Source organism: Microcoleus sp. S13_C5 (assembly GCF_036700845.1).
Lineage (GTDB): Bacteria > Cyanobacteriota > Cyanobacteriia > Cyanobacteriales > Microcoleaceae > Microcoleus.
The window spans coordinates 49,823-76,263 of sequence record NZ_JAUBPR010000015.1 but is presented as its reverse complement, the minus strand read 5'-3'; the positions used below and the strand labels follow the sequence as shown (position 1 = coordinate 76,263).

Annotated in this window: 29 protein-coding genes; 10 read left to right on the top strand and 19 right to left on the bottom strand. The window is 46.1% G+C overall.

The window, feature by feature from the left end; all coding sequences use genetic code 11:
• Positions 1-52: 52 nt before the first annotated feature.
• The 6 genes from QUA04_RS29910 to QUA04_RS06770 all read right to left on the bottom strand — a co-directional run bounded on the left by QUA04_RS29910 (position 53) and on the right by QUA04_RS06770 (position 3,561).
• Positions 53-214, bottom strand: coding sequence for an ATP-binding protein (locus QUA04_RS29910; protein ID WP_445242293.1), 162 nt, complete (start codon positions 212-214; stop codon positions 53-55).
• 306 nt (positions 215-520) lie between these two features.
• On the bottom strand, positions 521-1,474 hold the full coding sequence (gene mdh, locus QUA04_RS06790; RefSeq protein ID WP_333255053.1) for a malate dehydrogenase: 954 nt from the start codon (positions 1,472-1,474) through the stop codon (positions 521-523).
• 109 nt (positions 1,475-1,583) lie between these two features.
• Positions 1,584-1,799 (bottom strand): NAD(P)H-quinone oxidoreductase subunit O, encoded by a 216-nt coding sequence (locus QUA04_RS06785; RefSeq protein ID WP_333053996.1) that lies wholly within the window; start codon positions 1,797-1,799, stop codon positions 1,584-1,586.
• Between the two features lie 187 nt (positions 1,800-1,986).
• Positions 1,987-2,949, bottom strand: a complete 963-nt coding sequence (locus QUA04_RS06780; RefSeq protein WP_333255051.1) for a DNA-formamidopyrimidine glycosylase — start codon at positions 2,947-2,949, stop codon at positions 1,987-1,989.
• Positions 2,950-2,951: 2 nt separating this feature from the next.
• Positions 2,952-3,332 (bottom strand): photosystem I reaction center subunit IV, encoded by a 381-nt coding sequence (locus QUA04_RS06775; protein ID WP_333255049.1) that lies wholly within the window; start codon positions 3,330-3,332, stop codon positions 2,952-2,954.
• A gap of 46 nt (positions 3,333-3,378) precedes the next feature.
• Positions 3,379-3,561, bottom strand: a complete 183-nt coding sequence (locus QUA04_RS06770) for a hypothetical protein (protein WP_333255047.1) — start codon at positions 3,559-3,561, stop codon at positions 3,379-3,381.
• A 58-nt stretch (positions 3,562-3,619) separates the two neighbouring features.
• On the opposite strand from QUA04_RS06770, the gene QUA04_RS06765 reads away from it, so the two are divergent.
• Positions 3,620-4,450 carry a RibD family protein gene (locus QUA04_RS06765; protein ID WP_333255045.1) on the top strand — a complete coding sequence of 277 codons (831 nt, stop codon included), beginning with the start codon at positions 3,620-3,622 and terminating at the stop codon, positions 4,448-4,450.
• A gap of 179 nt (positions 4,451-4,629) precedes the next feature.
• A complete protein-coding gene (locus QUA04_RS06760) occupies positions 4,630-5,826 on the top strand; it encodes a GNAT family N-acetyltransferase (protein WP_333255043.1) in 1,197 nt (398 codons plus the stop codon).
• 324 nt (positions 5,827-6,150) lie between these two features.
• Here QUA04_RS06760 and QUA04_RS06755 read toward each other — a convergent pair whose 3' ends face one another.
• Together QUA04_RS06755 and QUA04_RS06750 are read right to left on the bottom strand one after the other, a co-directional pair.
• Positions 6,151-6,717 (bottom strand): hypothetical protein, encoded by a 567-nt coding sequence (locus QUA04_RS06755; RefSeq protein WP_333255041.1) that lies wholly within the window; start codon positions 6,715-6,717, stop codon positions 6,151-6,153.
• 173 nt (positions 6,718-6,890) lie between these two features.
• Positions 6,891-8,255 (bottom strand): ATP-binding protein, encoded by a 1,365-nt coding sequence (locus tag QUA04_RS06750; protein WP_333255039.1) that lies wholly within the window; start codon positions 8,253-8,255, stop codon positions 6,891-6,893.
• A 349-nt stretch (positions 8,256-8,604) separates the two neighbouring features.
• Between QUA04_RS06750 and QUA04_RS06745 the strand changes: the two genes are divergently transcribed.
• The 3 genes from QUA04_RS06745 (at position 8,605) to ftsH4 (ending at position 12,134) form a co-directional block, all read left to right on the top strand.
• Positions 8,605-9,456, top strand: coding sequence for a M48 family metallopeptidase (locus tag QUA04_RS06745; RefSeq protein ID WP_333255037.1), 852 nt, complete (start codon positions 8,605-8,607; stop codon positions 9,454-9,456).
• 106 nt (positions 9,457-9,562) lie between these two features.
• Positions 9,563-10,036, top strand: coding sequence for a TspO/MBR family protein (locus QUA04_RS06740; protein ID WP_333255035.1), 474 nt, complete (start codon positions 9,563-9,565; stop codon positions 10,034-10,036).
• Positions 10,037-10,265: 229 nt separating this feature from the next.
• Positions 10,266-12,134, top strand: a complete 1,869-nt coding sequence (gene ftsH4 / locus QUA04_RS06735; protein WP_333255033.1) for an ATP-dependent zinc metalloprotease FtsH4 — start codon at positions 10,266-10,268, stop codon at positions 12,132-12,134.
• 127 nt (positions 12,135-12,261) lie between these two features.
• Here the strand turns inward: ftsH4 and QUA04_RS06730 are convergent, their stop codons facing one another.
• The gene (locus QUA04_RS06730; RefSeq protein WP_333255031.1) at positions 12,262-14,829 is read right to left on the bottom strand and encodes an NACHT C-terminal helical domain 2-containing protein; all 2,568 of its coding nucleotides are present in this window, start codon (positions 14,827-14,829) and stop codon (positions 12,262-12,264) included.
• A 130-nt stretch (positions 14,830-14,959) separates the two neighbouring features.
• On the opposite strand from QUA04_RS06730, the gene QUA04_RS06725 reads away from it, so the two are divergent.
• The gene (locus tag QUA04_RS06725) at positions 14,960-15,133 is read left to right on the top strand and encodes a hypothetical protein (protein WP_333255029.1); all 174 of its coding nucleotides are present in this window, start codon (positions 14,960-14,962) and stop codon (positions 15,131-15,133) included.
• A 187-nt stretch (positions 15,134-15,320) separates the two neighbouring features.
• Here the strand turns inward: QUA04_RS06725 and QUA04_RS06720 are convergent, their stop codons facing one another.
• Positions 15,321-16,220 carry a M48 family metalloprotease gene (locus QUA04_RS06720; RefSeq protein ID WP_333255027.1) on the bottom strand — a complete coding sequence of 300 codons (900 nt, stop codon included), beginning with the start codon at positions 16,218-16,220 and terminating at the stop codon, positions 15,321-15,323.
• On the opposite strand from QUA04_RS06720, the gene QUA04_RS06715 reads away from it, so the two are divergent.
• From QUA04_RS06715 to QUA04_RS06705, 3 genes are all read left to right on the top strand, one after another.
• On the top strand, positions 16,208-16,453 hold the full coding sequence (locus tag QUA04_RS06715; protein WP_333255024.1) for a hypothetical protein: 246 nt from the start codon (positions 16,208-16,210) through the stop codon (positions 16,451-16,453). The genes QUA04_RS06720 and QUA04_RS06715 overlap by 13 nt on opposite strands.
• A gap of 83 nt (positions 16,454-16,536) precedes the next feature.
• Positions 16,537-16,758, top strand: coding sequence for a type II toxin-antitoxin system VapB family antitoxin (vapB, locus tag QUA04_RS06710; RefSeq protein WP_333255022.1), 222 nt, complete (start codon positions 16,537-16,539; stop codon positions 16,756-16,758).
• Between the two features lies 1 nt (position 16,759).
• Positions 16,760-17,140: a type II toxin-antitoxin system VapC family toxin gene (locus tag QUA04_RS06705; RefSeq protein WP_333255020.1), complete on the top strand. Its 381-nt coding sequence runs from the start codon at positions 16,760-16,762 to the stop codon at positions 17,138-17,140.
• A 110-nt stretch (positions 17,141-17,250) separates the two neighbouring features.
• Here QUA04_RS06705 and QUA04_RS06700 read toward each other — a convergent pair whose 3' ends face one another.
• From QUA04_RS06700 to hemE, 3 genes are all read right to left on the bottom strand, one after another.
• Positions 17,251-18,843, bottom strand: coding sequence for a B12-binding domain-containing radical SAM protein (locus QUA04_RS06700; RefSeq protein WP_333255018.1), 1,593 nt, complete (start codon positions 18,841-18,843; stop codon positions 17,251-17,253).
• A gap of 438 nt (positions 18,844-19,281) precedes the next feature.
• The gene (locus tag QUA04_RS06695; RefSeq protein WP_333255016.1) at positions 19,282-20,247 is read right to left on the bottom strand and encodes an NAD(P)-dependent oxidoreductase; all 966 of its coding nucleotides are present in this window, start codon (positions 20,245-20,247) and stop codon (positions 19,282-19,284) included.
• A 416-nt stretch (positions 20,248-20,663) separates the two neighbouring features.
• A complete protein-coding gene (gene hemE / locus QUA04_RS06690) occupies positions 20,664-21,728 on the bottom strand; it encodes a uroporphyrinogen decarboxylase (protein WP_333255014.1) in 1,065 nt (354 codons plus the stop codon).
• A 394-nt stretch (positions 21,729-22,122) separates the two neighbouring features.
• Here hemE and QUA04_RS06685 point away from each other — a divergent pair, with 394 nt between their 5' ends.
• The gene (locus tag QUA04_RS06685; protein ID WP_333255012.1) at positions 22,123-22,467 is read left to right on the top strand and encodes a hypothetical protein; all 345 of its coding nucleotides are present in this window, start codon (positions 22,123-22,125) and stop codon (positions 22,465-22,467) included.
• A gap of 3 nt (positions 22,468-22,470) precedes the next feature.
• On the opposite strand, the gene QUA04_RS06680 is transcribed toward QUA04_RS06685, so the two are convergent.
• From QUA04_RS06680 to map, 6 genes are all read right to left on the bottom strand, one after another.
• Entirely contained in the window at positions 22,471-22,740 is a 270-nt protein-coding gene (locus QUA04_RS06680; protein WP_333255010.1) for a ParE family toxin-like protein, read from the bottom strand.
• A complete protein-coding gene (locus tag QUA04_RS06675; RefSeq protein WP_333255008.1) occupies positions 22,737-22,934 on the bottom strand; it encodes a hypothetical protein in 198 nt (65 codons plus the stop codon). The genes QUA04_RS06680 and QUA04_RS06675 overlap by 4 nt, the downstream gene beginning before the upstream one ends.
• Positions 22,935-23,317: 383 nt before the next feature.
• Entirely contained in the window at positions 23,318-24,100 is a 783-nt protein-coding gene (locus QUA04_RS06670; protein ID WP_333255006.1) for a hypothetical protein, read from the bottom strand.
• A 165-nt stretch (positions 24,101-24,265) separates the two neighbouring features.
• Entirely contained in the window at positions 24,266-25,195 is a 930-nt protein-coding gene (locus QUA04_RS06665; protein WP_333255003.1) for an LD-carboxypeptidase, read from the bottom strand.
• A gap of 164 nt (positions 25,196-25,359) precedes the next feature.
• Positions 25,360-25,542 (bottom strand): four helix bundle protein, encoded by a 183-nt coding sequence (locus tag QUA04_RS06660; protein ID WP_333255067.1) that lies wholly within the window; start codon positions 25,540-25,542, stop codon positions 25,360-25,362.
• Positions 25,543-25,673: 131 nt separating this feature from the next.
• Positions 25,674-26,435, bottom strand: coding sequence for a type I methionyl aminopeptidase (gene map, locus QUA04_RS06655; protein ID WP_333255001.1), 762 nt, complete (start codon positions 26,433-26,435; stop codon positions 25,674-25,676).
• Positions 26,436-26,441 lie beyond the last annotated feature (6 nt).

Sequence of the window (26,441 nt, the reverse complement as noted above, 5' to 3'; positions counted from 1 at the left end):
GCGAAAGTAAAGGTATTTCAAGCTTGATCAATAGAAATGGGGATCGCGAGGATTAAAGTTTGGGCAAAGTAATGACAAATTCCGTAGAAACTCGCATTTCGCTTTCTACCTTTAAACTGCCACCGTGTTGTTGGGCAATCCGATCGCGAGTGAGAGATAAGCCAAAACCGACTGCTTCTGCTGTTGGTTTAGTAGTAAAGAAAAGATGGCAGATTTTTGCTTTAATTCATAGAGAAACTCTGAGGGTATTCTCGCGCAGACAAAGTTCAACTGCTTTGCCAGTTTTTGCGTTTTTACCAAATTTTTGAGAGTAAATTTTATATTTATCGATCGGTTCATTGCGACCATTTTTAGGCTGGTGAAATACAGCCTAACAAGCATGATCAATGATATTTTTTATCAAAGCGCGGTTGAAATCCGAGAAGCCTACTTCCGACAGAGCGATCGCACTGTGATACTCAATATAAATTATTATATTGAAGTGGCCATCGGCTGCTACGAGCAAGGAACTGCTACAAACTTAAGAAGCAGTTTTCAGTATCGCCTTGGCTTCCTCAATATTTTCGGCAACCAATTTGCCTGACTCGATAAAGGCTGCTCTTTCAGTATCGCTGAGTTCGAGTTCCACTATTTGTTCGACTCCCTGATATCCCAAGCGGCAGGGTACTCCTAAAAAGATATCTTGCACGCCGTATTCGCCGTGCAAATAAACGCAGCAAGGCAAGAGTCGCGACTGATTAAATAAAATAGATTCTACCATCAAACAGACAGCAGATGCGGGTGCAAAATAAGCACTACCAGTCTTCATCAATTCTACAATTTCTGCGCCGCCGTGGCGAGTCCGCTGTACGATTCGATCGATCGCCCCAGCATCCATAAGTTGATTGATGGGAATACCGTTGACAGTAGAATAGCGGGGCAAAGGAACCATCAAATCGCCATGAGAACCGATGACAGTTGCATTGACTTCAGCATTTGAAACGCCCAATTCCATTGCAATAAAAGTTTGAAAGCGTGCGGAGTCGAGAACTCCCCCCATACCCATGACTCGGTGTTTTGACAAATCCGCAGCTTCCCAAGCTAAATAAGTCATGATATCGAGGGGATTTGTGACTGTGATTAAGATTGCTTCGGGAGAATGCTCGATCGCCTGTTTTGTGGCTTCGGTGACAATTCGAGCATTGATTTTAATTAAATCTTCCCGATTGATACCGGGTTTGCGTGGCACTCCGGCGGCAATTACTATGATATTTGAGTTGGCCGTATCTGTATAATCATTTGTACCGACAATTTGGCGATCGTGGCGTTCCACTCCCCTTGCTTCCATCAAATCCAAAGCAACGCCCTGTGGCCAACCCTCCACAATATCTAGCAATACTACATCTGCCAGATTTTTCTCAGCAATTCGCTGGGCTAACGTACTGCCGACTTTGCCTGCACCAATAATTGATACGCGGTTTGATGGAGAATTCATTGGATTTTAGATTTTATATTTTAGATTTTAGCAATCAGCTTAATTGGGGAAAGGTGCGCGGTGTGCACCCTTCGCTACATTAAGAACAGTGATGTTTAGTTTTGGTGAGTTACTGAAAATCTTCGAGTTGGTCTACCCGCAGCCAAATATTCGGGGTGGGAACTTTGCCAAATTTGACGAAGGCATAGTCGCCACGAACATCCATCACTTCGCCCTTTGTTTCAAATATATACGAGGAAAAGCGCTGGTCGCTGGCTTTGGCTTCTAGACTGTTTTCCAATTTTTCGCGTACAGCGCGAACTATACTGCCTTTCTTGATTGCCATAACTTGCTTTGTTTAGTTTAAAAAACTATACAAATTTTAATCTAGATTTGGCTTGAAAGTAACTCGGCGATTGAAATCGCTACTAAACAAACGAAGTCCGCCTACGCGGACTAAGGAATAAAGGGGTGCGATTCGTCGGGTAAATCTAAAATCTAAAATCTAAAGCCTAAAATCTATTGACTGCTTCCTATGTCTGACAAATGGGGCAAAAATGAGTCGATCGCCCTGCTAATTTTATACGTTCGATGGTTGCCGAGCAAGTGCGGCAGGGTTGACCGGCGCGATTGTACACCCAAGCGACGCCGCCGTAGTTGCCGTTGACACCTTGGACGTTGAGAAAATTGCTAAAAGTCGTGCCACCGGATTCGATCGCCTTCTGTAAAACTTGAATAATAGCTGTATGGATGCGCCCAATTTGCTCTGCAGTCAAATCCGCGCACAGAGTTGTGGGCATCACTCCCGACAAAAACAAAGTTTCGTCTGCGTAAATATTGCCCAAACCAGCTATCAGTGCCTGGTCTAGCAAAGCTGTTTTAATGGGTCGCGCCCGCCGATGCAGCTTGCGGAGTAAATATTCTGTTGTAAACTCGTCTGAAAACGGTTCGGGCCCTAAAAGTTTCAGACCGATGACGGTGCTGGAAACCTCGGTTTCTGCCGGCACGTACCACATTTGCCCGAAGGTGCGCTGGTCTACAAACCGCAATTCTTGGTTTCCTTCAAAGAATAGCCGCACTCGCGCGTGTTTTTGCAGGGGTTCGGATCTGTTCACCCACAGCAGTTGTCCTGTCATTCGCAAGTGAACGCCCAACCAGCCGGCTTTTGAAGGCAAAAGGGAGGGGGAGAAAGAAGGCGTTCGGGAAGAGTTTGGAGTTTGGGCAAGAAATTCTTCCACTCTCCCCCTCTCCCCCTCTCCCTCTCTCCCCCTTTCCCTTTCTCCTTCTGGGAATTGAGATAGTTCTGCCAGGAGATATTTGCCGCGCCTGTACCAGCGGGCGATCGACTTTCCTTTGAGTTGCGTCAAAAAATCGGTCGCAGATATTGAGCGGGCGATCGTGCTGTTTAACAACACGTCCCCGCCCAACATTTCTCGATCGAGGGTTGCTTGATTCAAACCCCGGCAAATAGTTTCAACTTCTGGCAGTTCTGGCACAATTAGCGTTGTTCTGTTCCTTGATTTGGCGAACCTTCGACGCTGCCGGTCACTTCGGCGCCCGGTTTGCTGTCCGTCGAAGTTTTCGGCTGCTGGGGGGCTCCTCCGCTGCCGGTTTTCCGGGTTTTCTCGTCTACCGTGGTTTGCTTGCCCCCGGAAGCTACTGGAGTCCCTGTTTTCGCTTTTGCTTTGGGTGCTGCCACTTCCACTAATTCGCTTTGGGCGAAGTTGTTGGTGTTGACGCCTGCATAATTTACGTTGTTAAAGCGAACGATAACTGGGTATTTAATGCCGCTTTGGTCTACCGTAGCAACGGTGCCCACTTCTTGATACCAGAAGGATTCTTTGCGGAGAATCCGGACTGTAGAACCGCGTTGAACCATGAGCTTTGTTTCCTTTGCGATGAATAAACGGATAAAGCCATTTTTTTTACTCTAGTCGATCGCGCGACGCATTTGAAGTCTGCAAGGAAATTTTTACCTGTCGCGCCGTTTTTTGATCTGCTGTTTGTAAAGAAAAGTAAATACTTTGGTAGGGCGATCGCTGGGGTTGCAAAATAAATAAACCCACATTATCCGTCAAATAAAACCAGTGCGAGCGAGTTGAAAACAAACTTTACAAATAGTTGTGAATTGCTACAGTTAAAAGTTCTGCGAAATTCTGATAAGTAATGACTGAACCCCACGCCACAGTAATACTCGCGATTAGTGCGGACGGTAAAATTGCAGATGCAGTACGATCGCCCGCGAGATTCGCTTCTGCCAACGACAAAGCCCACCTCGAACAGCAAGTAGCAGCAAGTGACGCCGTTTTGTTCGGCAACGGCACTTTACAGGCTTATGGGACGACGATGAGAGTGATTTCGCCGGAACTGGTCAAACAGAGGGAACAGCAAGGGAAGCCCCCACAACCTGTGCAAATTGTATGTTCGCGATCGTCCGAATTTGACCCAAACTTGCGATTTTTCCAGCAACCTGTGCCTCGGTGGCTGCTGATAGGGCAAGACAGTAGGCACACGGCATTGCCGTCTCCGTACCCGACAAAAGACAGTAAGTTCGATCGCACATCTGGCACCATTCTCAAGAACGGGCAAGATGCCCGTTCCACAAGAGATGAATTTTCTTGTGCAACAGGCATCTTGCCTGTTCATAAAAGGCTTATTGAGAATGGTGCAACATCTCAATTTGATCGAATTATCTATGCGAAAACCACAGGTGGAGAGATTGATTGGATTGATGCGTTTCAACAGCTAGCAAGCTTCGATATCAAACGCTTGGCGATTCTGGGCGGGGGAAAACTGGTAGCGTCTGTGCTGGCTGCAGGCTTGGTAGACGAACTTTGGCTGACAGTGTGCCCGCTAATTTTGGGCGGGGCGGATGCACCGACACCAGTGGAGGGAAAGGGTTTTTTGGCGGATTTAGCTCCAAAATTGGAACTTTTGGCGGTTAAACAGGTGGGACAAGAGGTATTTTTGCATTATCGGGTCGATCGATCGATTTAACTGGTTCCCCGGCTCTGCCTGGGAACCCATGTAAGCGAGGCAGAGCCTCGCCAGCGCCAGGAAAATCGAGGCAGAGCCTCTGGATCTGCGTTACCAGGCTCTGCCTGGTAACAAGTGTGGAACAGGGGAAATTATATTAAGTTAAATAAAGTTCGATCGCTCTACGCACAAGTCTCCCTATGCTGAAACAGCCAAAACCTCAATATTCTGTAGCCTGGATTAGCAAAATAGGCGAAATCCCGCAAGCGTCGTGGGATGCCTTGGCGATGCCACTAAAAACTCCATTTTTGGAATGGGATTGGCTTAACAATCTCGAAGTATCGGGCAGTGCCACAGGTAAAACCGGTTGGCTGCCGCATCACTTGACTGTGTGGCGAGACAAACAGTTGATTGCTTGCGCGCCACTTTATGTCAAAAGCCACAGCTACGGCGAATTTGTGTTCGATAATCAGTGGGCCGATTTAGCTCAACGTTTGGGTGTTCAATATTATCCGAAATTGATGGGAATGACGCCGTTTACTCCGGCTGAAGGCTATCGGTTTTTGATTGCCGAGGGAGAAGATGAAGACGAGTTAACCGGAGTAATGGTAAGCGCGATCGACCATTTTTGCGATCGCCACAATATCTCCGGCTGCAATTTCCTTTATGTCGATCCCGAATGGCGCGAAAGAATGGAACGCCACGGTTTCAGCAGTTGGCTGCACCACAGCTATATTTGGCAAAATCAAGGCTATCAAAATTTTGACAATTATTTAGGCGCATTTAATGCCAACCAGCGCCGCAATATCAAGCGCGAACGCAAAGCAGTTGACCAAGCTGGTTTGTTGGTAAAAACGCTGACTGGCGATGAAATTCCCCAAGCCATGTTTGCTCAAATGTATGCTTTTTATGAGAATACTTGCGACAAATTTGGTTGGTGGGGAAGCAAGTATCTGACTAAGCGATTTTTTGAACAGTTGCACCACAATTATCGCGATCGAGTTTTATTTGTAGCCGCCTACGACAAGGAAGATGACAGACAGCCGGTGGGTATGTCTTTTTGTTTGTATAAGGGCGATCGACTGTACGGGCGTTATTGGGGAAGTTTGGAGGAAATCGACTGCTTGCACTTCGATGCTTGCTACTATACGCCGATCGAATGGGCGATCGATCGGGGCATCCAAAGCTTCGATCCCGGTGCCGGCGGGCGGCACAAAAAACGGCGCGGCTTTCCAGCTACGCCAAATTATAGTTTGCACCGATTTTATAACAACCGTCTGGCGCAAATTCTCAAGTCTTATATCGGTCAAATCAACGAAAGAGAACAGGAAGAAATTGATGCAATCAACGAAGATTTACCTTTTACTAAGTTACCTCCGTTGTTACTCGGCGAGTGACGGTTGACTGGGAATTGGGAATTTAAAATTGGGAATTAGTAACAGCCCATCGGTGTCAACCTAATACTAAAACCCTGTGTATATCTCGTTTGTATCAAAGTTTTTATCCCCCTCAATCCCCCTTGAGAAGGGGGACTTTGAATGCTTTTTCCCCTTTATTAAAAGGAGTTAGAGGGGAGGTAAGAATAGTCTTGTCCCCCCTTATTAAGAGGGGTTAGGAGGGATCGAAACTCAAATATAAACGATATTTGTTATGGATTTTAGTCTTAAGTTGACACTAATGGTAACAGTCAACCGTCAACAGTCAACCGTCAACCAATTAACCTAATTCAAAATTACCTTGCCATCTTCCTGAATTTCCAACGATTTTGTATCAGTGCTCAACTCAGTTGTCGCGCCGAAACTGACTTGCAACATTCCCGGCATCGCGGTCGCTTGGGGGCGAACCAGCAGCAATCCGCCGTCTGGGCGCTGGTAAGTGAGGGTGATTGGCACTTGGATGCTTTTAAGCAAAATTTCCGATTGTTCGCCCAGAGTGCGCTGCTGGGTCACGCCTACGATTTGATAATTGATGACAGCATTGGTGGTATTCACCAGTTTAATTACTATCATGCCTTCGGCAGGCGTAACTCGCGCACTGGGCATGGGGAAGCGGGGAGGCGCGTCTGTTGGTGTAGAGGGAATCCCCCTGAGACCCGGACTCGCAGCCGGAGTTGGTTGGCTGACGGGTTCTTCAGTGGCTGCAGGAGTCTCTGCGGGCTGGGAAACAGGTTTTCCTTGTTGGGGCGGGGGGCCGCCGGCTTGGGAAAGTGTTGCGAGACTAACGAGTAAACCCCCGCAGGTGGCTGCTAGCAAGCTGATTTTTTTTAACGGTAGATTGTGGCGAAACATAAATAACTCCTCACAAGTTCGATCGAGGTTTTCCAACAAAGTTCATGTTAATCTATGCGGGAATTGAATTTTAATAGGTGGGTTTGGGTCAGAGGTAAGAAGAATCAGGCTTGAGGGGTAGATTTTTTTTTAACCGCAGAGGGCGCAGAGGGCGCAGAGGAGGAGGGGAAGTTTTAGGGGTGAGATGCTTCTGATTTGTGGGCGGGGAGGGTGACGGTAACGGCGGTACCTTGATCAACTTGGCTGTCAATGCGGATTTGGCCGCGGTGATTTTCGACAATTGCTTTGGCGATGGCTAATCCTAAACCGGAACCGGCGGCGCTGCGGTGGGTGCGGGCGGGATCAGCGCGGTAGAATCGATCGAACAAATGCGGCAGGGCTTCTGCGGAAATTCCGATACCGGTGTCTGTTACTTTTATTTGCAGCGCTGGATTTAACATCGGCGAATTTCTTTTGTTTTTAGCTGCAAGTTGCAATTCTACTTCAATTTCACCGCCCGAGGGCGTGTACTGCACGGCGTTGCTGACAAGATTGGTAAAAAGTCGGGCTAGTTGATCCCAGTCGCCCAACAGTGTAAAGTTTTCCTCAGCGTTGGGCAGATCGACAATTTCCAAAGAAAGAAAGAGATTTTGGGTAGTGGCGATCGCCTGTTGTTCTTCAATTACCTCCATCAGCAAAGCATCGAGAGGAACCTCAATCCACTGCTGCTGGACGATACCGCTATCTTGTCTGGCTAAAAACAGCAAATCGTCAACCAAGCGCCCCAAACGGCGGGTGAGGCGTTCGATAACTTGTAGCTGTTGATGCTGCTGCGGTTCGATATCGGGTTCCGCCAAAGCTACTTGGACGTTAGTTTGAATAGTGGCGATCGGATTTCTGAGTTCGTGAGAAGCATCAGCAGTAAACTGTTTGAGACGCTGATAAGATTCCCGCACAGGTTTCATAGCCAATCCCGACAGCAGCCAGCCAATAGCTGCAACGCAAATTAGAGTTAAACCCGCGCCTAAAATCAAATCAAGAATTAATTGGCGGATGGGTTTTGTCACTTCAAACCAAGGATGGCTGACTCGCAAATATCCCAGAACTTGGCGGCCGCTTTGTACTCGCTGCGTTACTTGTCTGAGGGAATAGTTTTGATCGGACGGCAACTTATTATTAATTATCCAAACCGTTTCGCCAGTGCGGTTAGCGTGAATGGGAATATTCAGCGGTTCAGATAATGTAGACCACAGCAATTGGCCCGTAGGACTGAACCATTCTAAATCAATGTGGTCGTCTTCTACGGCATCCGTGCTATCTGGAAAACTGGCTTGAATATTAACTTGCAACTTATTTTTTTCTGTGGTATTAGGGAAAGTTAGCGGTTCGATAACGAGAGTGCGCTCTATTACTTCGACAACATGATTGAGAGTGTCATCAATGCGATCGATCAAAGTATTGCGGACGTAGAAATAGAAACCTGTGGCGAATACAAGCAACAATACAGCAGTAACGGCAGTATACCAAATAGCGAGGCGGCGGCGGGTAGTTTGAAACATGGGAAATGGGGAATCTTTTTTTAAAACGAACCGCGAAGACACGTTCGGCGAAGCCGTTCCCGAAGGGTAGGGCGCGAAGGAAGAAAAGAGCGAGAGAATCTTAAAGCGATTGTGAAGTAATAATCATTAACTAACTCTTAACCAACCATTTATAAATATAACGCTCTTCTCTTCTCTTCTCTTGTCTTCCTTTCTGTCATTCGCGCCTTCGCGGTTCGTTAAAAAAAGCCTTGTTCAGAAGTCCTACAATAATTGCTACCACAATATTAGATTATTAATACTTCAGACAGATGTCGAGGTAGCTGTCAGCCTGGTAATCTACTCGCTAAACTTTTTAGGTATAAAGCGTGTGAACAAATTTTTATTTCGAGCCGCGATCGGGTTATTAATGGCATTTTTTGGAGCAATCACCTATTTTACAAACGACGTACAAAATCCGGTAACAGGAGAGAGACAGCGGGTGCAGCTTTCTCCCCGCCAAGAGATTGTTTTGGGATTGCAGGCGCGAGATAAAATGGCCGCCCAGTACGGGGGGCTTTATCCTAGCCAGAGTATTCAGCAGTATGTCGATCGAGTAGGATCACGAGTTGTCAACGGTTCGACCGCGAAACAAGCGGGTTATCCGTTTGAATTCCACCTGCTGCGAGACCCCGAAACTGTGAATGCTTTTGCTTTACCGGGGGGACAAGTTTTCATTACTGCGGGGCTGCTGCGGCGGCTGAATTCCGAGGCTCAGTTGGCTGCTGTACTGGGGCACGAAAGCGGTCACGTTGTGGCGCGCCACGCTGCGGAACACTTGGCCAAACAGCAGTTAGGCAGGTCTTTGGTAACGGCGGTTGGGGTGGCTACTAGCGACGATCGCGGGGGCGGGCAGCAGGCAGCATTAATTGCTCAAGCTGTTAATCAAGTTGTCGGTTTACGGTACGGTAGAGCGGATGAACTTGAGAGCGATCGGCTAGGTTTTCGGTTTATGACCGAAGCGGGCTACGATCCTAGAGGTATTGTTGAGGTGATGCAAATTCTCGGTGCTTCTAGGAACGGCCAAGCGCCGCCGGAGTTTTTGAGTTCTCACCCGAATCCTGAAAACCGAGTTGAAAAGTTGCAAGCTTTAATCGCACAAAATTATCCTAACGGCGTTCCGGCTAATTTGGTGTCTGGACGCGATGAGTTTGCTAAGAATGTGTCGGGGGATCAGCGATAATTGCACCGCGCTTTACAAAAGTTATTACTAAAGGCGGATCTAAGTTCGGCTGGGAATTGGCACGATCGACTTAATGAGCGATCGAGCAATTTGAAAGTTTATAACCATGATGGAATCTTGGATGATTATCGGCGGCGTGACTTTCTCAGTCGCGTTCGGCACTCTGTTTTTTAAACTCCGCGATATTAACTGGGCCGTCAAACTTCAAAGACCGGATTGGATGTTTTTTGAGCCTGCTATTCCGTTAATTTGGACGGTAATTTTTGCTTGCGGGGCCGGCAGCGCTACTTTCGTGTGGGAACAGGAGCCAGGGAGCCTTAAAACATGGGTGCTGATGGCTTTCTACTTGCTTTTAGAAATTGTCACAGTTGCTTATATTCCCGCTACTCTCAGAGCCAAAAGTCTGAAAGTAGGAACAATTTTGGGAGGGGCTGGCGAGATTTTGGGAGTTGTGCTGACGTTGGCTGTTTTGCCGATTTCTCAAACCGCCGCTTTGTTACTTTTGCCTTACGCGATTTGGGGTGCGATCGGCACTTATACTACTTGGGAAATGATTCAGTTAAACCCAGAAGCTGCATAAAGCTCATCTGAGCTTCGGCGCACCCAACATACTATAACGCTCTTCTCTTCTCTTCCTTCGTGTCGTTAGGGTCTTCGCGGTTCGTAAAAAGAACCTTGTTAAGAATAGCCAATCCGTGCTACCGGGTTAACCGACCGATAGAGTGAGGAAATCCGCTTAACAGTGTGGGGGTATTTGATGAGAAAATAGATGAATAAAAGTGCTTTAAATCAAAGGATGACAGTTATCAATGGCCATTAAAGACCAGCCCCAACCACCTCGTTTTCGACAAATTAGCAATGTCTTGTTATTGCTCTCAAGTTTGTTTTTGCTGGCCAACATCTTTTTACCTAATTTGTTCGGCCCCCAAATTCCGCAAGTGCCTTACAGCTTGTTCGTCCATCAAGTGCAAGAACAAGATGTAGTACGAGCTTCGGTAGGTCAAAATGAAATTCGCTACCAACTCAAAGGCGAAGGCGACAAACCCGGTCAAGTGCTCTCCACTACGCCGATTTTTGACCTGGAGTTGCCTAAACTTTTACAAGAAAAAGGCGTTGAATTTGCGGCAACTCCGCCGGCTAAAAATGGCTGGATCGGCAGTGTTTTAAGCTGGGTGGTTCCGCCACTGATTTTTGTGGCGATTTTTCAATTTTTCATGAACAGGCAGGGTGGCGGGCCGCAGGGTGCACTGTCGATCGGCAAAAGCAAAGCTAAGGTCTATGTAGAAGGCGAATCGGCGAAAATTACTTTTGCTGATGTGGCTGGAGTAGAAGAGGCTAAAACTGAATTAGTCGAAGTTGTTGAATTCCTGAAAACTCCCGACAGATTTACGGCAATTGGTGCGAGAATTCCGAAAGGCGTACTGTTAGTCGGGCCTCCGGGAACTGGCAAAACGCTGTTAGCAAAAGCAGTGGCTGGTGAAGCAGGCGTGCCGTTTTTTAGCATTTCCGGTTCGGAGTTTGTGGAACTGTTTGTAGGTGTTGGTTCTGCCAGAGTTAGAGATTTATTCGAGCAGGCTAAGAAACAGGCTCCTTGTATTATTTTCATTGATGAATTGGACGCGATCGGCAAATCTCGTAGCAGTAACGCTAGCTTCGGTGGGAATGATGAACGCGAACAAACTCTCAATCAATTATTAACTGAAATGGATGGTTTTGCGGCGGGCAATACTACGGTAATTGTGCTGGCTGCAACTAACCGCCCAGAAAGTTTAGATGCTGCTTTGTTGCGCCCTGGCCGTTTCGATCGCCAAGTTTTAGTCGATCGCCCCGATTTATCTGGTCGCGAAGAAATTTTGAACATTCACGCTCAAAAAGTGAAGTTGGGCCCGGATATTAACTTGAAGGCGATCGCCACTCGCACCCCCGGTTTTTCGGGCGCAGATTTGGCAAATTTGGTGAATGAAGCTGCTTTGTTGGCGGCCCGCAACCGGCGCTTAACTGTGGCGCAGGAAGACTTTGCAGAGGCGATCGAACGCATTGTGGCGGGCTTAGAAAAGAAAAGCCGCGTGCTCAATGAAAAGGAGAAAACCATCGTTGCTTATCACGAAGTCGGCCACGCAATGGTTGGTGCTTTGATGACTGGTAATGGCGAAGTTGCCAAAATCTCGATCGTCCCTCGCGGTATGGCTGCTTTGGGTTATACTTTGCAGTTACCGACTGAAGACCGTTTCTTGTTGGATGAGTCGGAATTGCGGGGTCAAATTGCGACTTTGTTGGGCGGGCGATCGGCTGAGGAAGTGGTGTTTGGTAGCATTACTACTGGCGCTTCAAACGACTTGCAAAGGGCGACTGATTTAGCTGAACGGATGGTGACGACTTACGGGATGAGTAAGGTTTTGGGGCCTCTAGCTTACGATCGAGGTCAACAATCAATGTTCCTCAATGACGGTATGGGAAATGCCCGCCGTGCGGTAAGTGCTCAGACTGCTGAGGCGATCGACCAAGAAGTGAAGGAAATTGTCGAAACTGCACACCAGCAGGCTTTGGATATTCTGAAAGCCAATCGGGAATTGTTAGAAACAATTACGCAGAAACTGTTGGAAACTGAGGTGGTTGAAGGTGATGCACTTCGCGAATTCCTCGGTCAAGTGCGGCCTTTAGATAAGGTTGCGGCTTGAGTTTAATAGGGTTTAATTAAACCGCAGATCAACGCAGATGATTTAGAATCATCTGCGTTTTGGGATTAATCCGACTCAATAAGTTTTGTATTCTATGATACCACAGGGCGATCGTCCAATAATTGCCCTAATCTGTTTTTTCACGTTGGCGTTTTTCGATTTCGGCGATCGGTAACAGCAACGTATCTTCAATTGCCTCTCTCACTTCATTATTTACTGAACAACCACTATTCAGGCAATCTACCAGTAACTTATTAGCATTATAATATTTTTCTAAAAGTTCTAGTGCTTCTGGTTCTAAATCCCAATCGTGTCCGATGTTACGGAATTTGACCATGATAGATCGTAGTTGCTCAGTCCAATTTTTGCCACTTAATTTCCACCATTCTTCAAAAATATTTATTCCCTCTGCTTTAGGAGGAATTTGGTTTTTCAACTCGCTAATCTCTCTAATCAATTCTCGAAGTTCAAGCTTATCACTGCGACCACAAACATAATCAAGGTTGCTATCAAGAGCAGCATCAATGGCAAGGTCATCAGCATCGACGATTGCCAGATCGCTGGCAAAGTGAAGGTAACGGGCTAAACCGGGCTCTATGACACAGGAAAGCTCGAATTCACTGGAAAGTCTATGTTCTGGCTCTCCGTGAAGACCAAAATTGTTAGAAAATTTAGAAATTAGATTTCTATATAAAGAAACAGCCAAATTATGATTATGATTAGGAGCTAGTGCTAGTTCATAATAGAAAGCACGAATCGCTGCTTTTTTACATTCGATATCGTGGTAATCCTCTCGAAAGAAAACTCTCTGCACTCTTGTGGCCGGATTATAAGTATTTTTAACAGAGCAGCTTTTATGATTTACCCATGCAAGAAATTTCTGAACTTTATTATGTTTTACTAACAGCAAATCAATGTTTTGCTTCATCAACTGCACTAAATCATCAGCCCGATTCATCATACCTGTGGCTAGCAAAAAGACTTCCCGCCAGCGTTTCTCTGTAATGTGATTGGCTAAACCTTGGCAATCAGCACGATCGGTGAACCATTTTGCTGTGAAATACTCTTGAAACGTTAAGTGTGAAAATGACCACACCTTTTGCGCTCTCTGAATCAACAACCCATGATGCCCTTCCATCGCCCTCAACACCGCCCGACTATCTCGCTGTCCAATCTCCAAAAACTCCGCAATATATCCCTCAATCTCCGTCTGCTCAAACAACACATACTGCGTTTGCTCAAACTTCTTCATTGCTAGATAGTTCAATAGCTTCCGCTTTCGTTCCGCTGACAAATCTCGATAAATCTTATCTCGCTCAATCTCTCGCGAGTCGTCCCACCGCTCCAGTAGCAACTCCAAAGCCTCTTCATAAAGCTCGGAACGCTTCGAGTAAAACTTCCCAGTCTCATGAAATACTGCACAGGTCAAACTCAGCAAAATCGGAGTAATCGCCAACTCCCGAATCGACTTATTCTCTTCTCTAAAAAGCTGCTCCAGAAACTCCTGTGCCTTCGTCAGTCCCACCAACTCATCCCTCATCACCGTCTTAAACCAATGCTTTGAAAACTCCTCCACTTGCGACTTATTAAAATCCGCCACCTCCACAAACTGAAAGTTTAGAGATTTCCAGTCCATTTCGCCCGTAAAACTCTGCGTTCGACACGTCACAATTATTTGCACCTGCGGATAGTCACGAGCAAACTTCTTAATTTCGTCGGTGATCTTCTTCCCATCCTCCCCCGTCACCTCATCTAAGCCATCCAACAGAACCAGCACCCGACCTTGCTTGAGTAGGCTTTCTGCATCTGATAACTGCCAATATTTCTCTAAATAAGGCTTTAGGGGATAGGCTACCTCACCTCCATCCTTCACAAAACGTCCATCCTTTACAAAATCCCGCAGCCTAATCAAAACCGGAATCCGGTGGGCTTGTAATTTTCCTGCATTGCACTCCGTCACCACTCGTTGCAAATACGTGGTTTTTCCCGAACCCGGTTTGCCCACCACCATCAGGTTTGTATTCTTCGCCACCACCTCTAAGCCTGACTTTCGTTCCTGTTCCCTGCCCAAGCCAATGCGATCAAAACTGCGATAGCTGGGATTTTTGCTGAAATCTTGGCACAAATCATGGAATTCCGACTTACGACTACTGCTGAGTTTCTCCAGAATATTGACATCCACAAACAAATCACCCAACGGCACCCAACCATCGACACCCAAAAGTGGCATCGTGCCATGTAAGCATTGGATGTCCTCGTGGAGGCGCGATCGTACCTCCTGAACTAACGCATCAATATTAGCTTGACCCTTTCTACATATTTCTTCTGGTAAGGAGAGTGGCTGATTATTTTGCTGTTGCCATTCTGGAAAACGAGATTCCCAGAGCCATTTATACCCTTGCTCCCACGGACTTTGACCTTTAGCTGGTCTCCCTCGTTTGGGTTTATTAGATGGGCCACCATTATCCTCGAAGATTTGGCAAATTTTCTTTAATTCATCTTGAAGTTTCTGAGAGGCATCTTCCGGTTCCTTGTTCCATGCAATAAAACTTACCAGAGTCACATTTTCTCTATCAGCATTTTTTCGATTAAAACGTGCCAAGAAAGTCGCTAGTGTATCGCCTGTCAGGTTGAGTTGGAGAGCGATCGCGTCTAAAAACTGTTGTTCTTCTACCGATTTAAACTGAGAATCCACCTTTCACTAAACTCCATTATCTATTTATTTCTATTTATTTCTATCTGCCTTTCTATTTGTTAACAATTTTTTTTCTATTTGACCACTCCTAATCTTAAAAGTGTCAACATTTTACACCTGAGAGTGACAGATGAAACCTTATAACAAAAAGAAATGGCTCAAAGTAATTGAATTTGCAGTAGTTGGCTTTGCGACTTTGTGCGATCCAACAGCAGGCGGATTACTGTTTGTGCTCAAGCTGTGCTTTCAAATCCTGACAGCCTTGCAGAAAGATGAGCCGACTGAAACAGACAAGGGCAAATAGACAAACCCGCCTTTGTGCGATCGCCAGTAATCGTATGAAGGGAGAGCAATCACAGGGCGCTCTCCCTGATACTCAAATTTCTTCTTATTCGTTTTTCCCTCGCACCACAGCGAGCATTATAAAGAAACAGAAACCCGGCTGCTTCAAACAACCGGGTTTCTAAATATTGTTGCTGCATTTTCGACGATTAAATTCCGGGCACGTAGGCCATAACTGGAGTACCTTGCTGCTGCTGCTGCGCGATTTCCAACAGGCGTTGAATGCGATCTTCTGTCGGCGGGTGAGTGCGGAAAAGTGACTGCAAACCTTTAGTCGAAAAAGGATTCACAATCAGCAGCGGCGACATCGCAGGATTGCCGTGCATCGGAATTTCATGACCCAGTTTCTCCAATTTCTGCAGCGCGTTTGCTAAACCGATCGGGTTATTGGTAATTTCCACCGCACCGCTGTCGGCTGCAAATTCCCTCGTCCGAGAAATCGCCAATTGAATTACGGTTGCGGATAGCGGCGCTAAAATGATTAAAAACAGCAAACCAAACGGATTCGCGCCTTGTCTGCTATCCCGCGTTACCGGGCCGTAAAGCGCTCCAAAAGTCAGAATTCGCCCGACAAATGTAATCGCGCCGGCAATTGTTCCTGCAACTGCTTGAGTGAGGGTGTCGCGGTTGCGGATGTGCGTGAGTTCGTGCGCTAAAACGCCTTCCAATTCTTCGCGGGAAAGTAGAGTTATGATTCCTTGAGTAACTGCTATTGTCGCGTGTTCTGGGTCTCTTCCTGTGGCGAAAGCGTTGGGAGATTGAGTGGGAACTAGAAATATTTTCGGCACCGGAATTTGGGCTTTTTCGCTCAGCGATGCTACCATATCGTAGATTTCTGGTGCTTCGCTGCGGGCGATCGGCTGAGCGCGGTAAGCCATTAACGCGGCTGTGTCGGAATAGTACCAAGAGCTAAAACTTGAGAAAGCCGCTAGCGCTAAACCGATGTAAAGTCCTTGCTCGTTGCCGATTAAATAATAACTTCCTAAAACGAGAAGGCCGCTTAGAAGTCCTAAGAGAGCGGCTGTTCTGAGTTGATTTGTTCCTAACATGGCGAGTTGAGGGCGATCGCTATTTTGATATTTTTGAGCTTGTAATTAGGTTTTCATATTTGCGAGCGATCGCGCCTCTATCTGCCGAAATAACTGCTGTCGCCAATAGTAGTATTTCACCTTTTGAGTCAGAAACTGGGAATGCCGATCGGGAGGCTCTCTCTGGCTGCTCTCAAGAGGCGATAGAGCCACAGGATATGACATTTCCAGGCTCTGGTTGGAAACGAGATTAAACGAGATAACCATTCTAAATACCCTTGGACTGCAATTACGGTATAATTGGTGAATATGACATAGTAAAAATTCCACATAAATCATGACTATCGATATAGAGATTTTTCAAACTGTCGTCAAGATGCCAGAATCTCTCAAACAAGAGATATTGCATTATGCAAAATATTTACTTGAAAAACACGCAAAAACTGAATCATCTCAAGAACCACTTGAACAACATCATGGTTATGGTAGTTGGGCCGGTCAGATCGTTATGTCTGATGATTTCGATGAACCGCTGGAAGATTTAAAGGAATATATGTAACATGGAATCCCTTTTAGATACTCATGCCTTTCTGTGGTATTTGCTTGGCGATTCCCATCTAGGTAGTAAAGCAAAAGAAGCGATCGATACTAAAACAGGTTTGTATTTCAGTATTGCCAGCCTTTGGGAAATCTCTATTAAAATCAATGTCGGTAAGCTTCAACTGAATCGGCCATTTGAAGACCTGCCGAAGGAATTGCAATACATTAACGCTCAAATTCTACCAATTACATTTGAAGATACTCAGATTTACGCAGGTCTTCCTCTGCATCATCGAGATCCTTTCGATCGCATTCTGGTAGCACAGACGATGAATCATTCGCTGGTTTTGATTAGTCGCGATGAGGCTTTTGATGCTTATCCAATTCAGCGGGTGTGGTGATGAAGAAGGCCAAAATTTTATAAGTAAGCCCACTTAACAAAAGAAAAGAGCCAGATACCCGACTTGTTTAAGAAGTCGGGTATCTGGGTATTAGGTTGAATTCTCCAACCCTAAACCGCTTGCACTTGCTTTTCCTCAACAGCAACAGGTTCTTGATATACAGTTTGAGACTCATTAGCCAAAAATTCAGCTAATTGAGCTTCAATTTCATCCCGCACAATCTGACGGTATTCCAGAAAATGCTCGTTGTGAGCACACACTGTCAAATAGTGATCCCAAACCGCAGGATTGCGCTTGAGAATGCTGAACAAATGATGCCAAAACTTCCAGCGAGTTTTGCGCTTGACTCCCTGCCGCCAAACCACAGTTAGCAGTGCTCGCAAGTCGATCCAACTGGGAACTCTTGCAGGTATATTTGCTGTAGGTGCACCTAACATTAAGAAATGGCGATAAGTCCGGTCTAAATATTTCTCAGCATCGTACACTTCGCAGAATGCCTCGACATATTCGCGGGCAATATCTTCGAGAGGCCGCGTCGGGATAAAGTTCATCAAAGTAGTCTGATTAAGGTTGCCAGATTTGTCACGCAACCGCCCTTCTTTTGCTAGTCTGTGGGACAATGCAGTGTGTGGCAAAGCTTGCAGCATTCCAAAGGTTGTGCTCGGAATGGCTGCTGCTTCGGCAAACTTGACAATCCGCTGACCGGCACCGGGTTTTTCGCCGTCAAATCCGATGATAAATCCGGCCATTACTCGCAAACCGGATTTGGCAATTAACTCTACCGATTCTATCAAAGAATTGCGGGTATTTTGGAATTTTTTGGTCATTTGCAAGCTTTCTTCATCGGGAGTTTCAATCCCTAGAAATACTGCATTGAAATTGCAAGCTACCATCATATCCATCAATTCTTGGTCTTGGGCTAAATCGATGGAGGCTTCTGTGTTGAAAGTAAATGGGAATTTGTGTTCTTCTTGCCAGACTCTTAAGTCTTTTAGCAACAGTTTGACGCTGCGTTTGTTGCCGATAAAGTTGTCGTCTACCATGAACACGCCGCGCCGCCAGCCCAAGTTGTAGAGATAGTCTAATTCTGCTATCAATTGTTGGGGGTTTTTGGTGCGGGGTTTGCGGCCGTAGAGGACGATGATGTCGCAGAATTCGCACTGGAAAGGACAACCTCGGGAAAATTGAATCGACATCGAGTCGTAGGCGTCTAATTCCAGCAAATCGAAGCGGGGGACTGGGGTTGTGGTAACATCGGGTTTTACGCCGTCCGATCGATAAATTCCGCTTTTTTCGCCGCGCCCTATTGCTTCGACAAACATCGGCAAGGTGATTTCGCCTTCGTCGAGAATCAGATAATCTATGCCCGCTGCTTGAGGTTCTTCGGGTACGGATGTCGGGTAAGGGCCGCCACAAGCTACGGATTTACCGCGCCGTTTTGCTTCGCGAATGATGTCTAGCAAATCTTCTTTTTGGACAATCATTGCGGAGAGAATAACGAGCTCTGCCCATTCCCATTCTGCTTCGGTGATTTGTCTGATATTGCGATCGACTAACTTAAATTCCCATTCTTGGGGTAAAATAGCTGCTACTGTTACCAAACCCAGCGGTGGCAGCAGCACTTTACGATCGACTAATTCTAGGATTTTCTCGTAAGACCAAAATGTTTTCGGAAACAGCGGGTAAACTAGAAGAACTCGCATTATATGTTAAACCTCACATCAGTAAACAACTTGCGATCGGGCTGGCGTGTTTGAGAGTTTGATCGACTCTCAAGACTTCATGTTAAGGCTAAAATTACGATCTTGCACTCGATCAAATATCTGGCGAGGGGTGACACCCCCTAATACCAACAAAATGAGCGCAATTTTTAGCTTGCAGTTCCCTGTTAAAGTTTGCAAATGCTGATATCTTATCGTATTTGACCCTTAATTGACGATAATCGCATTTAAAAAGCATGGGATTAAGGCAAAAAAGAACTTTAAACAGTTAATTACTCGTTTGGTACACACGAATCACCCTACATTACTCGTTTGGTGCCCATTCCTTCTTCCCTCGAACCTCTTCCTTCTTCCTGACATCCGTTACATCCGTTACATCCCGTACATTGCTCGTTGCCGAACTTCCCTCTTCCTCCTCGCCTAATTTGAATCTTTGCCGGGAATCCCGCTAGTTCTTAACATATCAGCCACTGTGCCGCAGTAACTCGGCATTCCTATGCTTTCGGGATTCACAAGATTTTGATAGGTAAAATGGCGATAGCTGATACAAAATCTATCCCAAGCAGCCACCTGAATTCGGAACAGCCAAATAAAGAAATCGGCCAGCCAAGGTGAAAGAGTAATGCGAAAAAATATGTTTTTATTCAAATACTTGCAAGCTTGTTCTACCACTTCGTTAGCTGTAATCGCCGGATTTCCTAGCACAAAATGTCGCGGTTCCTCGGAAGCCGACGGATGTTCTACTAAATAATTCACTACTTTAGCAATATCTGCGCCGTGGATGAAATGAAAACTGCCGTCTGCCTTAAACCAGCGAATCAAACCAATCCATTTAGCCACAAGTGGCAGACCAGAGGACAAGTGAGAGACGGGTTTTTCTGCGTCTCCTCCCAATACTAATGTCGGGTAAAGTGCCGTAATCGGAGGCAACTTTTTCAAGGCTGACAAATGCACCATGCAATTGTATTTTGAGCTAATATAATCTGTCCCCAGTTCCCCGGCTTCTTTCAGCAAATTGTTGTCTCGGCCGAGAATACTTGCCGTTGAAAAATAAATTACTTGTTGGCAAGTCTGTGGCGAAAGTAGTTGAATTAGCCCGAGAGTTTTGGTTACGTTAACGTCAAACACTTCTTGAGTTCCTCCCCAAGCAGTGGCCGCTAAAATTGCTACATTCATTGTTTGCAAAAGTTCGGCGTGTCGATCGATATCTCGCATATCGCCTTGTATTATATGGATGCCGGGGCGGGCTTTCCAGTCAAATTTTAATTTCTCGGGGTTGCGAACTAAGAGGTAAAGTTCGTGGTTTGTCTGTTGAATCAAAGTTTCGGCCATGTAGTGACCGATACAGCCACTTGCACCCGTCACAAAAATTTTTTTGGAGTTCATTTTGCCGCAGGGGAAGAGGGAGGATTTGACGCTTTTTCGACGGTACGGAGACGGCATTGCCGTATCCCTACAAATATCAGATGCAATTAACCGGATTCGCTCCGATTATATAATCTTTTTCCACGGTAGGGAGACTCCTAGAGCCCATTGGTGTCAACTTAAGACTGAAACCCCTGATAAATCTCGCTTTTAAGTGAGTCTCGATCCCCCTAAATCCCCCTTAATAAGGGGGACTCTGAGAAGATTCCTGTCCCCGCCTTATTAAGGGGGGCTAGGGGGGATCGATCCCTAATCATCAGACAGCAGACCGATACTACGTTTAACGTTAAGTTGACACGGCAATGCCCATTGCCGTATCTCTACAAATATCAGGTGCAATTAACCGGATTTGATCGGATTCTAAAATCAAAATCCAATCAAGCCGCAACTGCAAGCAATTTGTCGGCTTGTTTTGCGGTTTCAAAGAAGAAACGCACGTTATCTTCGGGAGTTCCCGGTAAGACGCCGTGTCCCAAATTGAGGATGTGTCCGCGATGACCGGCTTTGCGAATTGTATCAAGAATTCGATCGCGAATAAACGGTTGAGAACCAAACAACACGCCGGGATCGAGATTTCCCTGAACGTTCATGTTGGGGCCCAAACGCTTGCGCGCGTCGGCCATATCAACTGTCCAATCGACGCTGATTATATCCGCGCCGGATGTTGTCATGCGTTCGAGGAGGCCGGCGCTACCGGTGACTAACAAAATTAGCGGGGTGTCGGGATGGGTTTTTTTGACTTGCTCGAATACTTGTTTCTGGTAAGGTAGAGCGAAAGTGTCGTAGTCCTGCGGAGAAAGTTGGCCGGCCCAGGAGTCGAACATTTGCACTACTTGCGCGCCACAGTCGATTTGATAGCGCACGTAAACGGCGATCGCATCGGCGAATTTCGACAGCAACTGATGCAGTAAAGTTGGATCGGAAAATGCCATGTTTTTGATGATGGCATAATCCTTAGAACCTTTGCCCTCAACGGCATAGGCCGCCAGAGTCCAGGGCGCGCCGACAAAACCGAGCACGGTGGATTTGTTGCCGACTTCCTCGCGCAGGGATTTCAGGATTGTTTTGATAAACGGCAAGCTTTCTTCCGGGTTCAGCGCTTGCAGGTTGTCGATTTGCTGCTGAGTGCGGATGGGTGCGTGGATAATCGGCCCTTTACCTTCGGCGATGTCCATGTCGATGCCCAAACCCGGCATGGGGGTGACAATATCGGAAAACAGAATTACGCCGTCGGGTTGAAACGCGCGCCACGGCTGAAGGGAAACTTCGATCGCCACTTCGGGAATTTCAGAACGTTCGCGAAACGAGGGATACTTTTCTCGCAAATCTCGATAAGCCTTCATGTAGCGACCGGCTTGGCGCATCATCCATACGGGCGGGCGGTCTAGGGTTTCGCCACGGGCTGCCCGCAACAACAAGGGAACTTCATTTAATGCCGACATTTTAACTTTTCTCTACCTTAGATATTTCAATGCCTTTGGTAGCTTACCACTGTGCGATCGTCCTTTTCGACAAAAAATTCATCTGTTAGCGGGGAGGAAGATGAGGGGAGTGGCTGAGTTCGATTTTGGGCGCTCGGGATTTGGTTGGTTGCGAGGCTGGCGGTAAATTAGCTGAACCGCCCTTTTTACGCCACCAGCCTCATAAATGACATCTAGACTTCTTGAATTATATGGGCTGTATAATGGAGTTTTTCCCACTCGTTGGGGAGACTCATTGAATAAAAAAATTGAATAAAAACCTAGTAAAGAATTAACTACAGCGATACTTCAGAAGATAAACGGGTAGATTCTGGATGCTGCTCTTACATTATTTTTGACTCCCGACGTTAAGACTATGAATAAAATAAAATTTGAATCCACTGTAGAACTTTGGAGGGATATGTCTCTACTCGGCTTTATCTACAAGCCTACTTTTCAGGGCAAGTGGACAAACAAGGTAAACACTAAGGGTAACTTGCCATTTTTCCTCAAATGGCTTTTTCTCACTGCTTTATTTGCTCCTTTGCTGTACAGCTCAAATTTTTACATTATTTGTATAGGTTTGGTTTTGATACTCGTACCCGGTTTTATGCTAGCTTTAAACCTTTGGGTACTCCTAGTATTGCAAATACTGTGCATCTCCATGACACCTTTATGTTTGATAGATGACGTACTTTCTAGTTTGAAGGATTCAAAGTGAACCTTATTTCTGAGCTAATATTGCATCGTAATCGCTATGAGTCCCTATCCAAAACCAGACAATACCTTCAGGTTTCTCAACTCCCAAAGCTCTGTAACTATCGCCTACTCGCACCGATTGCAATTGCTTTCGCCTGCCAACTTTTTTAAAATGCAGCGAAGGGTGATACGGATCGACTTTGAGTAATTCGTAATTTTTATCGGCTAAGGCTTGTATTTCTTTAGGTAGCTGGTGATAGCAGTGCCAAAAACGCGGTAAAGTCAGATGCTTCATAAGACTTTAGCCAATCCCGCTTCATACTCTGCATCGACTTCATCAAGTAGCGCATCTAACCGCCCATCCTCCAAATCGTCTTCAATTTGCCTATCCCAGACTTGTTGGCGATACTCTATCAGCCAAGCAGTAAGTTCGGATAGTTCCTTAACTGACAAGTTCATAATTGCTGTTTCAAGTTCTTTAACGCTCATACATTTTGCCACATCATTAATATTATTAATATACCAATAATCCTGAACGCACGGGTAGTCATAAACCAGGTTTTTTCCGAAAGACGCGTTGCAGCCCACAGATGAGCGTAAAAAACCTGGTTTCTGTCGGAGTGGGCCGGTGCTCAGAAACCAGCTTTTTTCCGAAAGACCCGTTGCAGCTTAAAGATGAGCGTGAAAAACCCGGTTACGAAGGTTAGTTGTAGATTATACAGAGCGACGCACCCGTAAGTATGGTGGGTCCCTGCGAGATTTTCGAGTTTAGTTGTAGATTGTAAATAGCGACGTACCCACAGTATTTTGTAGGGTGCGTCGCTGTGACATTTTCGAGCTTCGTTGTAGATTGTAGAGAGCGACGCACCCTACTATCTCGTCACGCAGACTCCGCCCACCACTACCCGACATTGATCTCGGCCCGCATCGAATCTACTATCATTCCGCCTCGCCGAGTCTAAATTTCTAGTCCGTGAATTGTAGTAATAATCTCCCGCCGGAAACCTTCTATTCGGGACAGCGCAGTAAGTTGAATCTTGATTACCATCGTCAAACCTTACTCTCACCATAGAACGTCTCTCGCGACAATCAACAGACCGCAAATCAAAATCATCTTGCAAAAGCTGTGCTCTGTCATATTGACCGTCATTTCGGCCATCATCTCGCTTCGTGTACCAATCGTCACGCGAATTGCGAGATCGTCTGTCGCCCCCATCAATTCCCGAAACTTCCAGCGTGTAGCTACCGCCTCTGGCTGCATCTTTTGCTAACACTAACAGTTTATAATCGCCACTACGAGGAATTTGATAATTAAAAGAACGGTCTTGCGTAAAAGCGACTTGTTTGTTGTTCCCATAAAACAAGACCATGACCGGAGTAAAACCGCGACTTCTATCTGTATCTAAAAACACTTCAATATTGTCGCCTTCGCGAGCGCTGAATGTGTATTCTTGACCACGCAATTCTTCCGTCGGAGAACCCGGAACCCACATATTCCGGAAACGGTAGATGGGGGAAGTGCGGCGAATTACTCCATCTATGCGATCGTTATTCTGTATCTGTTCGCCAACAGCACTAGAGGAAATCCCCGTAAGTGCCAATCCTGTAAGTAGGAATGCGGCAGCAATACTGTTTAACAAGTTGTGTGCTTTCATATCAACCTCTCGAAAAATTTAAAATCTTTTTGCTTTTTTTGTGCCGACATTTGCATACACAATCCATTTTAAATGTAATTTCTGCCAACCGTGTCAACCTCACCCAACCAGACTTTTTAGCGGGTGCAAAATCTCAAGCTAAAGTTACAGACGTTGATCCCTAATCTAAAGTTGCGATTTATCGCCGCAAATCAGCAATCCCGATTCGGCGTCGAGACAAGCTGTAATTCCCATAGGTAAAGCAGCGTTAACCCCCTCGTGGCCGAAGGGCAAATCCGAGACAATCGGAATATTCAAATCCCCCAGCCGATCGCGCAAAACCTCTTCAATGCTAAAACTGGGAATACTCGGGTCAATCTCGCAGCGGCTGAAGCGCCCCAAAGCAATGCCCCGCACCCCAGCGAAAGCCCCCGCCATCCGCCACAAAGTCAGCATTCGATCGACCCTGTACGGAGCCTCTGAAACATCTTCAAATGCGAGAATAACCCCGGTCAAATCCGGTTGATACGGGGTTCCGAGCAAATGAGAAGCCACCGTCAGATTCGCAGGAAACAGCCGCCCGGTGGCTTGTCCGCCGCCCCATCCTTTACCTTGCAAAGATTGTAAGGGACGACCTTCGATGCAGTCAAAAAGTCGATCGACAGACCAATCCGGTTCCGCAGCCAAAGTTGTCAGCATCGGCCCGTGAACACCCCAAACACCCAATTTAGCCTGATTCCACAGCAAAGCAGTAATATCTGAAAAGCCGATTAACCATTTAGGTGAATGGGAATCGGGAGTTGGGAATTGGGAATTTGCCCAATCTCCCACTTTTCCTTTTTCCAAAAGTCGAGTGCTGCCGAAACCGCCTCGAACACAGAGAATACCGCGACAATCCGGGTCATTGAGGGCATCTGCCAACTGTCGGACGCGGTTTTCATCAGAACCTGCCAAATAGCCCCAGCGATCATCAAAACCCGGTGTTAATTCAACTCTATAGCCACGAGATTTCCAAATTTCTACACCCTTTTCAAAGTTGCTTGATTCTCGCAAAGTGCCACTAGGGGCAATTACTTTGAGCAAATCTCCTGGTTGCAGAAATTTTATGTTAGTCATTAGGTTGATTGTTGGCTGTTGACTGTTGACTGTTGACTGTTAATTTTTGGCTTTTTGTTTTAGTGGGTTAAGATAGACATTTATCTTTGGTGAAAGTTCATTTAATAAAGGATGCAGTCGATCGATTTGTTTTTGGGTCAAAAAAATGCGAGTGTATGCCAGTCTCAACCATCCCTTGTTTCGTTCAATAAACCTCTGGCAATTTTCACAAAACGCTGACTATCTTGATACCTATAGCGCCCAGGTCTTTCTGCAATATTAGCACCAACACTATCCGCCGATTGCACTATTTGTTTGCCCCTCGTATCCTTCGCAAAGTCGTCCCACTTTTTAACACTAAACCATATTTTGTTTGATACTTTTTCAGCTAATTGATAAACTTGTAGCTGTTAAAAGCTTTCCATATTAGCTCCTTTAAATAGTTGATGGCAAACCATTGACTGTCAACCGTCAACGATCAACAGTCAACCGTCAACAATTAAGGCAAAGTTAGAATTTCCACCCCAGAATCAGTCACAGCCAGAGTGTGCTCGAATTGAGCCGAAAGCTTTCCATCCTTGGTGATAGATGTCCAACCATCGGCGAGAATTTCCACTTCCCAAGTACCCTCATTAATCATCGGCTCGATCGTAAAAACCATGCCTTGTCTGAGCTTCTTTCCCGTGCCCCGCTTGCCGTAGTGCAGAATTTCCGGTTCAGTGTGAAAGACTCGGTGAATCCCATGTCCCGCAAAATTTCGCACTACCGAAAAACCCTGTGCTTCAGCATATTCTTGAATCGCTGCACCGATGTCACCAGTACGAGCACCCGGTTTCACTTCCGCAATTCCTCTTCTTAAACATTCCTCGGTTACTTCAACTAACTTTTTCGCTATCGGTGAAGGTTTCCCGACAAAAAAAGTCTTGGAAGTATCGCCATGATAACCGTCAACTAAAGGGGTTACATCAATATTAATAATGTCCCCTTCTTTAAGAATTTGTTTCGCATTGGGGATGCCGTGACAGACTACTTCATTGACGCTAGCACACAGAGATTTGGGAAATCCTTTATAGCCTAGCGGAGCGCTTTTGGCTCCGTGTGCCAAAGTCCATCGTTCGGCTTCGTCGTTAATTTCTAAAGTGCTTACACCCGGTTTAACCATTGGTTCGAGATGTAGCAGAAGTTCGGCCGCTAAACGGCCTGATTGGCGCATTTTTTCGATCTCTCTACTGGATAAAAGCACTAAACGTTCGGTTGCCATAGTTTG

Bases quoted from the DNA above. Each gene is read 5' to 3' on its own strand.
- mdh (WP_333255053.1), bottom strand. From the start codon at position 1,474: ATGAATTCTCCATCAAACCGCGTATCAATTATTGGTGCAGGCAAAGTC.
- QUA04_RS06785 (WP_333053996.1), bottom strand. From the start codon at position 1,799: ATGGCAATCAAGAAAGGCAGTATAGTTCGCGCTGTACGCGAAAAATTG.
- QUA04_RS06775 (WP_333255049.1), bottom strand. From the start codon at position 3,332: ATGGTTCAACGCGGTTCTACAGTCCGGATTCTCCGCAAAGAATCCTTC.
- QUA04_RS06765 (WP_333255045.1), top strand. From the start codon at position 3,620: ATGACTGAACCCCACGCCACAGTAATACTCGCGATTAGTGCGGACGGT.
- QUA04_RS06760 (WP_333255043.1), top strand. From the start codon at position 4,630: ATGCTGAAACAGCCAAAACCTCAATATTCTGTAGCCTGGATTAGCAAA.
- QUA04_RS06755 (WP_333255041.1), bottom strand. From the start codon at position 6,717: ATGTTTCGCCACAATCTACCGTTAAAAAAAATCAGCTTGCTAGCAGCC.
- QUA04_RS06750 (WP_333255039.1), bottom strand. From the start codon at position 8,255: ATGTTTCAAACTACCCGCCGCCGCCTCGCTATTTGGTATACTGCCGTT.
- QUA04_RS06740 (WP_333255035.1), top strand. From the start codon at position 9,563: ATGATGGAATCTTGGATGATTATCGGCGGCGTGACTTTCTCAGTCGCG.
- ftsH4 (WP_333255033.1), top strand. From the start codon at position 10,266: ATGGCCATTAAAGACCAGCCCCAACCACCTCGTTTTCGACAAATTAGC.
- QUA04_RS06725 (WP_333255029.1), top strand. From the start codon at position 14,960: ATGAAACCTTATAACAAAAAGAAATGGCTCAAAGTAATTGAATTTGCA.
- QUA04_RS06720 (WP_333255027.1), bottom strand. From the start codon at position 16,220: ATGTTAGGAACAAATCAACTCAGAACAGCCGCTCTCTTAGGACTTCTA.
- vapB (WP_333255022.1), top strand. From the start codon at position 16,537: ATGACTATCGATATAGAGATTTTTCAAACTGTCGTCAAGATGCCAGAA.
- QUA04_RS06705 (WP_333255020.1), top strand. From the start codon at position 16,760: ATGGAATCCCTTTTAGATACTCATGCCTTTCTGTGGTATTTGCTTGGC.
- QUA04_RS06700 (WP_333255018.1), bottom strand. From the start codon at position 18,843: ATGCGAGTTCTTCTAGTTTACCCGCTGTTTCCGAAAACATTTTGGTCT.
- QUA04_RS06695 (WP_333255016.1), bottom strand. From the start codon at position 20,247: ATGAACTCCAAAAAAATTTTTGTGACGGGTGCAAGTGGCTGTATCGGT.
- hemE (WP_333255014.1), bottom strand. From the start codon at position 21,728: ATGTCGGCATTAAATGAAGTTCCCTTGTTGTTGCGGGCAGCCCGTGGC.
- QUA04_RS06685 (WP_333255012.1), top strand. From the start codon at position 22,123: ATGAATAAAATAAAATTTGAATCCACTGTAGAACTTTGGAGGGATATG.
- QUA04_RS06680 (WP_333255010.1), bottom strand. From the start codon at position 22,740: ATGAAGCATCTGACTTTACCGCGTTTTTGGCACTGCTATCACCAGCTA.
- QUA04_RS06675 (WP_333255008.1), bottom strand. From the start codon at position 22,934: ATGAGCGTTAAAGAACTTGAAACAGCAATTATGAACTTGTCAGTTAAG.
- QUA04_RS06670 (WP_333255006.1), bottom strand. From the start codon at position 24,100: ATGAAAGCACACAACTTGTTAAACAGTATTGCTGCCGCATTCCTACTT.
- QUA04_RS06665 (WP_333255003.1), bottom strand. From the start codon at position 25,195: ATGACTAACATAAAATTTCTGCAACCAGGAGATTTGCTCAAAGTAATT.
- map (WP_333255001.1), bottom strand. From the start codon at position 26,435: ATGGCAACCGAACGTTTAGTGCTTTTATCCAGTAGAGAGATCGAAAAA.